Raw genomic sequence first — 12,561 nt, forward strand, 5'->3', positions numbered from 1 at the left:
CTGTTATTCACCATAACTGTTGCTATGGTTGATTGCAATCGTTGGTCTCCGTCGAGCCCTCGGCGGTCACCGAAAGGAAGGTCACTGTGGCCACCAGCGCCGGCCCCCGCGCCCGCTATCGGGAACAGACCCGCACCGAGATCAAGCAGGTCGCACTGCGGCAACTGGCCGAAGGCGGCCTGCCCTCCATCGCGCTGACCCGCATCGCCAAAGAACTGGGGCTGTCCGGTCCGGCGCTGTACCGCTACTTCGCCAACCGTGACGACCTGGTCAGCGCTCTGATCCGGGACGCCTACGACGACATGGCCGCCGCGCTCAACGCCGCCGTGCCCGCCGAGCCCCACCCCTCGCCGCGTAACCTGCTGTACACGCTGGCCAGGTGCTACCGCGCGTGGGTCCTCGACCACCCCCACCGCTACCTGCTGATCGCCGGCTCTCCGCTGCCCGGCTACAGCGCCCCACCGGACACATTGGCGCGCGCCCGCGCCGCGCTGGGCCCCTTCGTCGCGGTCTTCGAGCATGCCGACCCGCAGCCCGCCGTGGCGGCACTCGTGGCGTCGATGACGGCGTGGGTGCGCGACGATCCCGACCTGGCCACGTGGGTGCGCGGCCACGCCCCTACGGCCCAGACCCCCGAGGCGGCGGGGCAGGCGATGGCCGGAGCGGTGCTGGCGTGGACCCGCGGCCACGGTGCGGTCAGTCTGGAGGTCAGCGGCCAGTTCGAGCAGATGGGCCACAACCCGCGGGCACTGTTCGAGGTCGAGGTCGACACCCTGGCCGACATCTTCGGCCTGGACTGAGGAGCGGGCGCTGCCGAGCACACACGCGAAGACGCCGGGTCTTGGCTGTCAGGCCAAGCGGAGCGCGGATCGCGACCCGCCCCACGAGGCGTACTACCGGCGCGGCGCTGAGCGCGGGGAAGAAAACCACGTAGCTCCTTTTCCGCTCAGGCAGTCAAACGCGGTTAAGAGCAGGTCTCAGTCGCCACGTGGCCACCGGTGGCCTCGGCGCCTTGCCCTCAGCGGGTCCACCGCGACGGTCGGAAAATCCGTTGAACCCGGCCACGGGCGGCTGTTAGATTCCGTGCCGTGCGTAACTGAGACCGGTCCGTGCCTGTGTGGTGCCGTCGAGCGTGGCTCCGGCGCCCAGTCGACATGTCCGAGGTTCTCAGTTTTCGATGGCTTCTCCTGCTTCACCTCACCCTGCTGTCGTGATCGACCATGTCAGCAAGTCCTATGGGGCGCTGCTCGCCCTCGACCAGGTGTCCTTTACGGTGACGCCCGGCCAGCGCGTGGGGGTGGTCGGCCGTAACGGTGCCGGTAAGACCACCCTGCTGCGCATCATCGCCGGTTGGGAGTCCCCCGACAGCGGCGAGGTGCGCCGCGTTCCCGGCGATGTGACGGTGGGATACCTCCCCCAAGAGTCCGACGGCCACCCTGACGAGACCCTGGCCGACTACCTGTCGCGGCGCAGCGGCATCGCCGCCGCCGAACAGGAGGTGGCCCGCACCGCCGCGGCTCTCAGCGACGACGCGGCGGCGGCCGAGTCCTACCAGCGCGCCCTCGACCGGCTCACCGCCTTAGGCGCGGGCGACTTCGAGGTGCGCTGTGCCAGCGTGGTCACGTCAGTGGGGTTGACAACGGCGGCGCTGGCGGCGCCTATGGCCACGATGAGCGGCGGTGAGCTGGCTCGGTGCCGGTTGGCGGCGCTGCTGCTGTCCAGGCACGACTTCCTGCTACTCGACGAGCCCACCAACGATTTGGATTTCGCCGCCCAGGACCAGCTCGACGCGCTCACGGCTACGAGCCCGGCCGGGATCGTCATGGTCTCCCACGATCGCTCGTTCCTGCGGCGCACCGTCACCGACGTGGTCGAACTGGACCACATCAGTCACCGGGCCAGTCACTATCCCGGCGACTGGGACGCCTACGTGGACAACCAGCATCGGCGCCGCGAGGACCAGTACGAGCGCCACGAGCGCTACATCGCCGAACGCGACCGCATCACCAAGATGATGCGGCGCAAACAGCAGTGGTCTCGCGAAGGCGCGGCGCGCGCCAAGAGCCGGGCCAGCGACAACGACAAGTTCATCCGCAACGGCAACCGGGAGCAAGCGGAGGGGTTGGCCCAGGGGGCCAAGGCGTTGAGTAAACGTCTGGAGCGGTTGGAACGGGTGGAACAGCCCGCCGAAGGGTGGCGGTTGCGCTACGCCATCGCTGAGGCCCCGCGCAGTGGCGATATCGCAGCGCGGCTGCGCGGCTTGCGGGCCCAGCGCGGTGACCTGCGGGTGGGGCCGGTCGACCTCGATATCACGTGGGGAGACCGCATCGCGATGCTGGGAGCCAACGGCAGCGGCAAAACCACACTGGTGTCGCTGCTGCTGGGGCTGGACCAGCCCCAGGCGGGAACGGTCGAACTGGGCGCGGGAACCGTGATCGGCAGCCTGGACCAGGCCCGCACCGTGTTCCGTTCCTCCCGACCGCTGCTGGAGCAGGTGGAACGCGCCACTAAGCTTCCCTCGCAGCAGGCGCGGGCGCTGCTGGCCAAATTCGATCTCACGCCCCAAGACATCGCCCGCCCCGCCGACAGTCTTTCGCCGGGCGAGCACACCCGCGCGGGGCTCGCACTACTCATGGCCGGCGGCGTCAACACGCTGGTACTCGACGAGCCCACCAACCACCTCGACTTGGCCGCCATCGACCAACTGCACAGCGCCATCGACAACTTCGCCGGCACGTTGATCCTGGTCACCCACAACCGCGACCTGCTGGAAACCACACGTATCACCCGCCGGCTGCACCTGCGCACCCAGCACTATGACGGCCGCCGCTTCACCCACGTCGAGGAAGAGTCCGGCTGAGCGGGGCCGCCGACAGCCAGCGGCCCTCCATCTGGGCGTGGGGAAACCAGCCGCCAGGAGGAGCTACGCCTTCTCCCGGCGGCTCCTCAAAGGGAGGGGCAGTGCCCATCGAAACGCTGTCGCCCCGCGGACCGGCTAGGGGTCCTAGGGCAGCCTCGTCGTCAGCGCCCCGATACCCAGGAAACCTGGTCACGCACCATGGACGCCCTCGACGCTTTACCGCGCAACTGGCCTACGTGCTGCGCGCGTCCCCTCCGGCCCCGCGCTCCGCACCGGCACAGCAGCACACCCGAGTATCTGGACCAAGCAGGACGCCGCGATGCCCCTCCCGCACGACTGGATCACCCAGCCCCACCCTCGTGCGCGGCGCACTCGATCTGGAAGCGCATCGAGCAGGGGGGCTGGCCCACCGGCTGCCCGCCCGCACCCAATGCGTCGCCCCCAGCTAGCCGTGACGGAGTCCCAACCATCGGGCCACGGCCAGTCTTTTCCACCTCGGCCATCGCCTCGAACTCCCCTAAGACCGGGGCTCCGGTGGGGCCGTAGCAAGAAGGTCACGCCCCGGCGACGAGCCGAGCTTTCCAGATTTCCTCGCTGGGCCGGTTGTGCGCCCATTGGGCGGAGCTGGAGGTGGAAAATCCGGGGCCGGCGTTGTCGGGGGCCTGGAGCTCGATGAGGTCTTCGACCACGAACCCCTGGTCCCGCAGCAGGCGCAACATGTCGCCGTGGGCCAGGGTGAACTCCACCGCCCCACCGACTTCCCGCCAATCCAACGCCTTGAGCCCGAATTGGGCGCGCCGCAGGGTCGTACCCGCCTGGCCTTCGCCCGGCTCGCACAGCGCCAGCAGCGGTGAGGGGCGCAGGAACACCAGCCGACCGCCGGGACGCAGCAGGCGGGCGGCCGCGGGAATCCACCGGTTGGGGTCGCACCACAACGAAGCGCCGTACTCGCTGATCACCAGGTCGAAACTGGCGTCGCCGCAGGGCACCTGTTCGGCGTCACCCAGCAGCAGCGGGAAGTCCGGGCCGAACTCGCGCTGCATGGCGCGGGCGGTGGCGAGCTGGCTACGCGAGACGTCGACGCCGACCGGGCGGGCGCCGGCGCGTGCCAGCCACGCCGAGACGTAGCCGGTGCCGCACCCCAATTCGATTGCGGCGCGGCCGGTGATGTCGTCGGGAAACATCGCGGCCTGTGCTTCCGGGATCGACCACTGGCCCCAGCGCGGATGGGGCGCCGCCCAGTGGTCGCGGGCCAGTGGCCCGAAATAGGTGGCGGCCTCCTCATCCCAGTAACGGCGGTTGACCGCCACGTGCCCGTGGGCCGCGATTGCCTCGCTCATGGGGTCATTGCCCCCCAAGCACACCCGAGACGGCAGCGGCGGCGGAATCAACGACAACATCAGTTCGATGAACAACACCACCTACCGAGGCATTTACATGTACGAGCACGCCAATTACAGCGGCTTCAGCTACTACGCCCGGCCTAGGTCCGAGGACGACGACCTGACCAACAACGATTTCGACAACGTGGCCAGCTCCATTCGATTCCTCTGATTATCACCCTGGTGGAGCGTCGACGGCGGCGCCCCACCAGGGGCACTGAAAGAATGATGACATTGCCGTTTCGACGCCTTCTCGCCGCCGCCCTACTGGTAGTCCTGACCGGGTGCACGGCACCGTCTCCAGGACCGCAGCCGGGGAGTCACGTCCCGAGTGTGCCCTTCGACGAATACAAACTCTCCGGACTCGACATCCAAACGATCGCCTACGCTGAGGATTTGCTCACCCGCGCGTGTATGCGCGAAGTCGGCCTGGATTGGCAGGTACTGACACCGATGAGTCATGACCCCGCCCCTCTGAGTCGCCGGCGCTACGGAGTACTCGATCCCGAGATGGCCCGGCATTACGGCTACCATCTGCCGCCGCCGAGTGAGGAGATGGCCGCTCGGGATCGGGTGTGGCAACAGCGCGAGGAACTGCCGAAGAACCAAGAGCAGGCCGTCTACGGCACCGACGACCAAGAGGGATGCTGGGACCAGGCCCGCGAGCAACTACACGCAGACGTGGTCGATCCCGGTGAACCGAGCCTGTACGAGTTCGAGAGCGAGGCGTTCGAAGCCGCTACGCAGACAGGCGAGGTCACGGCGGTCTTCGACGAGTGGAGCGCGTGCATGCGTGAGGAGGGGTTCGACTACGCCGACCCGTTGAGCGCCGTCGGCGACAGCGTGTGGACGCGGGCCGATCAGGCTTCGCAACGGGAGGTGGCCGCCGCCACAGCCGATGTCGCCTGCAAAGACAGGACCGACCTGGTTCAGGTGTGGTCCAAGGTCGAAAGCAGACTTCAGGAGGAGGCCATCGAGGAGCACCCCGCGCGCTTCGCGGCCTTCGCCGAAGCCAAAGAGGCCCAGATCCAGGCGGCCCGCCAGGCGATCGCCGAACTCGACTGAACCGCTGGTAACCGTAGTGACGCGACGCGCCAACCGGGGCGTCCACATGCCCCACGGCGATGGAGCGGCGGCGCCGGCCTGGCCGATAGCGTTGCCTGACGCATCGGCCAGGCCCTCGCTACGAGCTGTTCTCCTGTTTCGGCGTGCGCAGCCTCAGCTCTGGCCGGTGGATGTCCTCACGTCTTGACCTCGAAGTTGCGCATCATCTCGTGGTCCTCATGCTCAAGGATGTGGCAGTGCCAGACGTAGACGCCCTTCTTGTCGAAGCACGCCTTGATGCGTGTCACCTCTCCGGGCCGCATCCGCACCGTGTCCTTGGGCCCGTCTTCGGTGGGGTCCGGGGGCTGGAGCGCACCGACTTGGATGTCGGACAACGCACCGGTCTGCGGGTTCTGGGTGGCGGTGAACGGAGCTCGCCCCAGCACCTGGAACTGCACCAGGTGGAGGTGGATGGGGTGGGTGTCGGGCGTGGTGTTAAAGACCTCCCACACCTCGGTGGTGTCGCAGACCGGATTCTCGGTGGTCTCTTCGGACCACAGCAGCGCGCCCTTGTCGACCGTGCCCAACTGGGGACGCAGCCGCCCGTATTCGTCGGTTCCCTCGAACAGTAGGAGCTGACGCACCCGCGCCGGGGGCGCGGCGACGTCGAATGGCTCGGGGCGAAGCCGCGAGGGCAGTTGTGGCTCGGGGGCCGAGCTGCGCGGCCGGTCGACGCGGATCTGTAGGATCTCGTCGGCGGGGGCCGCGACGGGTGCGCCGTCGGGAAACGGCGTGGGAGCGTCGTTGGTGACGATGAAGCTTTCGCCCCGCAGTCCCCGGAAGTCGGCCACCACGTCCACCCGTTCGCCGGGGCTGATGATGAGAGGGCCGTCGAGCTGCTGCGGAGTGAGGAGGAAACCTCCGTCGGTGCCGATCTGCGTGACGGGAAAGGGCCAGTCGCCGTCGACCGAGAGACGGTAGAAACGCGAGTTCGACCCGTTGAGCAGCCGGAGCCGATACTGTCGTGGCTCCACCGACAGGTAGGGCCACGCCTTACCGTTGACCAGGATGACCTGGCCGAAGAACTCGGGCTGGACGGAGGCTCCCCCCGGCCAGTCGGGGGCGTCGGCGGGCTGATCCGGGTAGGCCAGCCGCCCATCGGGGTAAAACATCCGATCCTGAAGGGCCAGCTCCACCTCGTGACGCGGACTCGGCAGTTGGCGGTTGTGGAGCATGTTGCGTTCCTGCTGGTCGCGCAGCAGGTAGAAGCCGGCCAGCCCCGCGTAAACGTTAAGGCGTGTGATGCCGAGGGCGTGGTCGTGGTACCACAGCGTGGCCGCCTCTTGCGTGTTGTCGTAGGTGTAGCGAGTCTGACGAAACAGCGGCCCCCGAACACCGGTGCGGGTGTACCAGGCGTCGGGATGGCCGTCGCTGTCGGGGTCGATGTGGCCGCCGTGCAGGTGGACGACCCCGGGGACGCCATCGTCTGAGATGGTGTGGTCGGTGTCGGCGAACGCCCAGTGCAGTGTCGTGTCCACCGGCAGCAGATGCTGGAAGGGCAGTCGGTTGAGCCAGTGGACCCGCGCGGGCTCGTGACTGTTGGCCACAAGGGTGGGGCCGGGGTAGGTGGCCCGCTGTCCCGCCGGCCCGTAGCCCCACACCGGTGTGGTCAGCCCGAGTCCTCCGCCCAGGAGGTCCTGGGTGGTCGCGCCCATGCATATGGTGTGTGCGCTCTTCTTGCCCACATCGATGCGTGAAGGCGTCGGCAGTTCGTTGACGAACCGTGGAATAGCGCTGGGGTCGGCCACGGGGTCACGAAATAACGGGTCGTTTATGGGCGGCAGCGTCTTTTGGGCCACAGCGGTGTTGTGAGGTACCAGCAGCATCCCGCCGGCAAACGCCATCGTCTGCATAAACGTCCTTCTTGTCGTCATTTTCGCTCTTCCTCTCGCGTGAAATCCGCACGTCAGTCGAGACCCTAGCGCCCAAAAAAAGAAAAATCGAGCGACGCGCAAAAGCCAAGAAGAGAAAATCACATTTAGGACGAATCAAAAGTATTCGAAAAATTCCTTTTCGGGGAAAATAGACACCAAGTCGCCAAAATGGAAGGTGATTTCAAATATCCGGTGAAGTTGACACGGCCCCCTGTCAACAACTTCTTTTGAAGCGTTAAGGACGGCTGGAGCGATCCGGTGTCAACAGCACGGCGCCGGCCAACAGGCCAACTGCCGCCATCGAGGAGAGGGCGCGCACGGCGTTCCCCATGTTCCAGGTCACCTCGTAGCCCCCGCGCGCCGAGGTCACCGCGCTTTCGGCCGTGGTGGACACCGTGGCCAACCCCTCGTTGAGCGGGACGTTTTGCGCCATGGTGAGCCCGCCCCCACCGAACTCGACGCCCAAGCCCGCCACGGTCGTGGGCCACCGCCTCAAACTGACTGATCCGACGAGGACCACGGGGCGGTCGAGCCCCGGAAAGAGGAAGAAGGACGGCTACCGGATCGAACATCGGTGTGGTGACGGTTGGGGCTCGAACAGGTGCTACCGGGCGCCTGTTGCGCCTCAGAGTACCTCCGGCTTCTACTGCGAGAACTGCTGGTCAGCACGGCTGAGACTTCGAGAACCACGCCACATGTCCCGAGTGCGCCCGCGCCTCCCGGGGGCCATGCGGCAGCTTCGGTGGCACGACTGACTCGCGCTAGCTCGCAAACGCTTCGTAGCGCCGAAGAGGCAAGGGGTCATCTGTAGCAAACCCCCTGGCATCCAGGGGAAACAGCGCGATAATCGAAATTTCAACGACACAGGGCGGCGGGAGAACGCGAGGAAAGACGCCCGTTCTTCTGCCCTTGAGACGACGCGAAAGGTGTGGCGGGAATGAGCGAGCACGCGAGGTTGAAGGAAGCCCACACGCACCTGGCTACCTCCCTCAACCTGGGCGAACCGCTGGCCGCGGCGTTCGCCGCCGTGGCGCGCCACCGTTTCCTGCCCCCTGTGATACGGGGCGAGGGCGAGGACACATGGGTGGACCGCGGCCACGAGGCCGACGCCTGGGCGCAACTGGCCTACACCGACGCCGCGCTCGTCACGCAGGTCGACGACGGCGCCGAAAACGGGCCGGGACGGCCCACCTCCTCGTCTTCGGCGCCGTCGGTGATGGCGGCCATGTTGGAGGCGGCAGGGGTCAGCCGCGGAGAGCGGGTGTTGGAGATCGGCACCGGCACCGGCTACAACGCCGCCGTGCTCAGCGAACTCGTGGGCGGTGAAGGCCGGGTCACCACGGTCGAAGTCGACGATGAGCTCACCGAGAGCGCGCGCGAGGACCTGAAAGCCTCCGGTTACGCGGTCGAGGTGCTCTCGGGCGACGGCGCCAAAGGTCATCCCGGCGGCGCGCCGTTCGACGTCGTCCTCGCTACCTGCGCCGTGACCCGGATTCCGCTGGCGTGGCTGGAGCAGGCGGCCAACGGCGGCAGGATCGTCGTCCCGTGGCAGCCCGGGCCGGGCCTGCCCGCAGGAGTGTTGGCGGCGCTGCGCGTCAGCGGTGGCACCGCCAACGGGCGCTTCACCGAACCGGCGAGCTTCATGCTGCTGCGCGGCCACCGGTGGTCGGGCGGGCCACCGCATGACCTGGGCGACGATGCCGAGGTGGTGTCCACGCTCGCCAGCGACCCCCGTGAGCTGCTCACCGGCGAGGAGAGTTGCCCACAGTTGTCGCTGATGGTGCCGGCGTGGCGGTGGGGCCTGCGCCACCCCTCCGACGCCGAGGACGGTGAACCCTATGTGTGGCTATCGGCCACTGATGTTCCCTCGTGGGCGCGGCTGCACGGCGACGGTACGGTTGAGCAGTCCGGCCCGCGGCGGCTGTGGGATGAGCTGGTGGCCGCCCACCGGCAGTGGGAGGGCCACGGTTGTCCCGCCGTCACCGACTACGGTCTGACCCTCACCCCCGATGGCGCGCACCGGGTGTGGCTCGGCGAGCCGGGCGGCCCTTCCTGGCAGCACTCACGGTTCTAGCCGCCGCCGGCGCTCGGACAAGCCGGTGGGGCCGCGGATCGACGTCCCCGGCCCCACCGATGGGAGGGCTTGACCGCTCCTTCCCGAGGTCAGCACCATCGATTCCTCAGGCCGTCAGGCATATGACGCGAGCAGCTAGGCGGAAAACCGAGGAAGCACTCAGATCATGCCGTCGGTGCCGGTGGCCCACGTGGCGTTGTCCGAGCTGTCGTAGCCGACGAGATTACCGTCGTCTTGGATGACGAAGCGGGTGATACCGCGCGGGTTGGTGGCCCACAGGGCAGGTCCATGGTTCTCGCGGTAGACGACGACGTTGCCGTCGCTTTGCACTCCGAGGAAGGTGTTTCGGCTTCCCTGGCCGTCGGTGTTTGAGGCCCACAACACCCGATAGCCGGGCGAGTAGACGACTAGGTTGCCGTCGGCCTGCATGAGGACGTAGTAGCGGCGGTCCTGCGAACGCAGGTAGCTGCCCGCGTGTAGCTGCTGACCGGTGACGAGTCGGTGGCCGCTGTGGGAGTAGTCGGGGGAGTCGACGGTGTCGCTCGCCCATTCGGCATTGCCTCCGTTGTCGTAGCCGACGAGGTTGCCGTCACTTTGCACGACGAAACGGGTGATGTCGCTGGTGTTGGTGGCCCACAGGGGGGTGCCGTCGGGCCGGTACAGCACCACGTTGCCGTCGCCCTGCACACCCAGGTAGGAACCGGGGTTGCCTTCGGTGCTGGTCTTCCACTTCACCTGGAAGCCAGGGCCGTAGAGGACGAGGTTGCCGTCGGGCTGCATCTTCAGTACCGAGTGTCCGTTGTCGGAGACGAGGTACTCGTCGGAGTGAAGTTGCTGCCCTGCTACGAGCTGGGGGCCGCGCGGTACCGCGTACAGCCCCACGTTACGGCCACCGGGGGAGCCGCTGCCGACTGTGGCGGGGTTGTCGGGGTCATGAACGACGCCGCGGATGTCGCCCACGCCCGCGCGCGACAGAGAGCCGCCCGAAAGCGTGTAGCTGGCACGGCCACTGTAGCTGGCGTTCTGTTCGACGGCTTCGATAGTGGAGCCATCGACATTGTCGACCACCGAAACGTGACCGTAGCCATAGCCCACCCCGGTGCCGTGTACGATCATGTCACCAGGCACGACCGAGGAAATCGAGCCGTTGGCCCAGCGCTCCATGCCAAGATTAGGGGCCGCATCGTAGATCTGGTAAGCCCCGCTGACCCCCGCGAAGATCCCGCCGTGCCAGCCTTTGGCTTGGTAGAGCCGTTGGGGTAGCTCTACACACTGCCATTTCATGCCGACGGCGGGGGCACTGTAGTCGCCGCTGACGTAGCCGGCGCTTCCGTTGGAGTAGACGTCGACTCCGCCGCCCACGGCCGAGAGCCACTCCCCGGCGGAGACGATCGTGGTGCCATAGGGCTGTTGGGCGGCGTAAGCGGGTGTGGCCAGCCCCACTATGGAGAGCAGTAGTGTCGCCACGACGGCCAGGGATCTGAGCGGGAGGGACGGTAGTCGTTTTTTTGTCAAAACGGCTTCCTTCGCATGTTCTAGGAAACGCGGCTGGACAGCAGACTAGGTTCCGTTGCCGCAAGGTGAGCCACAGTTCGGAAAAATCATTAAAAATGAAACGATCGTGGCGCCGAAAATACGCTTCATCCGGGACATATCTGTTGACATCGCGACAGAGGTGGCCGTGATGAATGGTGGTACCCTCAGGACAGAAAAGGGAAGGATGGCTACTTGGAGGCACCGTGCCACCGGTAGACATTCCCCGCGAATAATAAGCCGAGTTTTTCGTATTCTGCTGAGCCTGTTTCTCCGGCACCGCGAGATCCGGGGGTGACCGGCGCGTCGCCGAGGAGTTCCGGTCCAGCAATGGTCAGAGCAGCGGTTTTCCCTAAGGCATTGACCTATTACTGCTGACCTTGGTCAAGGCGAGAATGGTCCGGGAACGCATCGTTTCCGGACCGCCTCCGCGATGGTGACCGGATCACGGGCATGGCCCGCGACTTCGGCGTGCCGTTACCCCGCCTGATAGCGCTCCCGCCCGCTGGGGTGGGGGCAAGATCGGTGTCAGGTACGTGCCACCAGGTGTTTCTGCTGCTCCTACTCGGCCCCCGCCTCTTCGCCGGGCGGCAGCGACTGCTGCCAGCCCCGCTCGACTGAGGTGCGGCACCTGTCGGCCTGATCTCCTTCGCCGATGAGCAGGGCGGTCAGCATGGAAACACCGTGGTCGAGCGTGTGGCTGGGCAGGGGACCGTTGGCGACCAGGGAGACCAGCCCGTGGCCGATGGCCCAGCTCTGGATCGCCAGTTCCAGTGGGTCGACCTCGGCGCGCAAGCGGCCGGTATCCCTGGCCCGCCGGAGGGCTTGGACCAGATACTCCAGGGTCGCATCCGCGGCCTTGAGGTCTTCGAGCTCAAAACTCGCGTCGAACATGACCCGGTACAGGTCGGGGTGGTCCAAGGCGTTGCGCAGGTAGGCGGCGACGAGGGCGGCCAGGTCCCGCACCGGGTCCGCCGACATCGGCACCGTCTCGAACCTGGCCGCCAGGCGGGTGAAACCCTCCTGGCGCAGGGCCTTCCACAGCCCGTCCATGCCGCCGAAGTAGGTGTAGACGGCCATCGTCGACACGCCGGTCCCGGCCACCAGGGAGCGCAGGGTGATGGGCTCACGGACGCGGAGCATGTGTGCGGCTCGCTCGATGAGCAGGGTGCGGACCGCGGGGTCTTTCGTCCTCGCCATGCCACCAGAATACATAGCATTGCAATGCTATAGTTTCAGAGTCCGATCCTCGGACTCTCACGACAAGGAGTCAGCATGGCCATCACCCTGGTCAACCCCGACGGGCTGCCAAAGGTCGACATCTACCGGCAGGTGTCGGTTGCCACCGGATCGAAGCTGGTCTTCATCGCCGGCCAGGTCGCCCGCGATGCCGAGGGCGGCAAAATCGGCGAAGGCGACTTCGCCGCCCAGGTCGAGCAGTGCTACCTCAACCTCGCCACAGCCCTGGCCGAGGTCGGCGGCTCCTTCGACGACGTGGCGAAACTGACCGTCTACGTCGTCGACTGGACGCCCGACAAGATGGCGCTGTTCGCCGAAGGAGCAGCTCGGGCGGCCGAGAAGCTCGGTGTCACCCCCACCCCGCCGCTCACCGGGATCGGCGTCGCCGCACTGGCCGAGCCTGACCTCCTGGTCGAGATCGAGGCCACCGCGGTCATCGAGTGAATCGGATCTCGGGAACACCGGAACTGGAGGAGGGGCGCGACGCGAGGGACC

Annotated in this window: 11 protein-coding genes; 6 read left to right on the forward strand and 5 right to left on the reverse strand. The window is 66.9% G+C overall.

The features are described from left to right. Window positions 1–41 precede the first annotated feature (41 nt). Entirely contained in the window at window positions 42–800 is a 759-nt protein-coding gene (locus ABD848_RS17955; RefSeq protein ID WP_344973545.1) for a TetR/AcrR family transcriptional regulator, read from the forward strand. 377 nt (window positions 801–1,177) lie between these two features. Next, a complete protein-coding gene (locus tag ABD848_RS17960) occupies window positions 1,178–2,860 on the forward strand; it encodes an ABC-F family ATP-binding cassette domain-containing protein (RefSeq protein WP_425567597.1) in 1,683 nt (560 codons plus the stop codon). Between the two features lie 554 nt (window positions 2,861–3,414). Here ABD848_RS17960 and ABD848_RS17965 read toward each other — a convergent pair. Continuing rightward, on the reverse strand, window positions 3,415–4,200 hold the full coding sequence (locus tag ABD848_RS17965; protein ID WP_344973550.1) for a class I SAM-dependent methyltransferase: 786 nt from the start codon (window positions 4,198–4,200) through the stop codon (window positions 3,415–3,417). Here ABD848_RS17965 and ABD848_RS17970 point away from each other — a divergent pair. Together ABD848_RS17970 and ABD848_RS17975 are read left to right on the forward strand one after the other, a co-directional pair. Beyond that, window positions 4,199–4,414, forward strand: coding sequence for a peptidase inhibitor family I36 protein (locus tag ABD848_RS17970; RefSeq protein ID WP_344973553.1), 216 nt, complete (start codon window positions 4,199–4,201; stop codon window positions 4,412–4,414). The two genes, ABD848_RS17965 and ABD848_RS17970, sit on opposite strands and share 2 nt — an antisense overlap. A 161-nt stretch (window positions 4,415–4,575) precedes the next feature. Next, a complete protein-coding gene (locus ABD848_RS17975; RefSeq protein WP_344973556.1) occupies window positions 4,576–5,307 on the forward strand; it encodes a hypothetical protein in 732 nt (243 codons plus the stop codon). A 176-nt stretch (window positions 5,308–5,483) separates the two neighbouring features. On the opposite strand, the gene ABD848_RS17980 is transcribed toward ABD848_RS17975, so the two are convergent. Both ABD848_RS17980 and ABD848_RS17985 read right to left on the reverse strand, forming a co-directional pair. Then, window positions 5,484–7,220, reverse strand: a complete 1,737-nt coding sequence (locus tag ABD848_RS17980; protein WP_344973559.1) for a multicopper oxidase family protein — start codon at window positions 7,218–7,220, stop codon at window positions 5,484–5,486. Between the two features lie 235 nt (window positions 7,221–7,455). Then, window positions 7,456–7,716 (reverse strand): anthrone oxygenase family protein, encoded by a 261-nt coding sequence (locus ABD848_RS17985; protein ID WP_344973564.1) that lies wholly within the window; start codon window positions 7,714–7,716, stop codon window positions 7,456–7,458. 441 nt (window positions 7,717–8,157) lie between these two features. Between ABD848_RS17985 and ABD848_RS17990 the strand changes: the two genes are divergently transcribed. After that, on the forward strand, window positions 8,158–9,294 hold the full coding sequence (locus tag ABD848_RS17990) for a methyltransferase domain-containing protein (RefSeq protein ID WP_344973568.1): 1,137 nt from the start codon (window positions 8,158–8,160) through the stop codon (window positions 9,292–9,294). Between the two features lie 159 nt (window positions 9,295–9,453). On the opposite strand, the gene ABD848_RS17995 is transcribed toward ABD848_RS17990, so the two are convergent. Together ABD848_RS17995 and ABD848_RS18000 are read right to left on the reverse strand one after the other, a co-directional pair. Next, entirely contained in the window at window positions 9,454–10,809 is a 1,356-nt protein-coding gene (locus ABD848_RS17995) for a CHAP domain-containing protein (RefSeq protein ID WP_344973572.1), read from the reverse strand. A gap of 579 nt (window positions 10,810–11,388) precedes the next feature. Beyond that, window positions 11,389–12,027, reverse strand: coding sequence for a TetR/AcrR family transcriptional regulator (locus ABD848_RS18000; protein ID WP_344973575.1), 639 nt, complete (start codon window positions 12,025–12,027; stop codon window positions 11,389–11,391). A gap of 75 nt (window positions 12,028–12,102) precedes the next feature. Here ABD848_RS18000 and ABD848_RS18005 point away from each other — a divergent pair, with 75 nt between their 5' ends. Beyond that, on the forward strand, window positions 12,103–12,510 hold the full coding sequence (locus ABD848_RS18005) for a RidA family protein (RefSeq protein ID WP_344973579.1): 408 nt from the start codon (window positions 12,103–12,105) through the stop codon (window positions 12,508–12,510). Window positions 12,511–12,561: the final 51 nt, after the last annotated feature.

Origin of the sequence: Salinactinospora qingdaonensis, from assembly GCF_039539445.1 — a bacterium.
Lineage (GTDB): Bacteria > Actinomycetota > Actinomycetes > Streptosporangiales > Streptosporangiaceae > Salinactinospora > Salinactinospora qingdaonensis.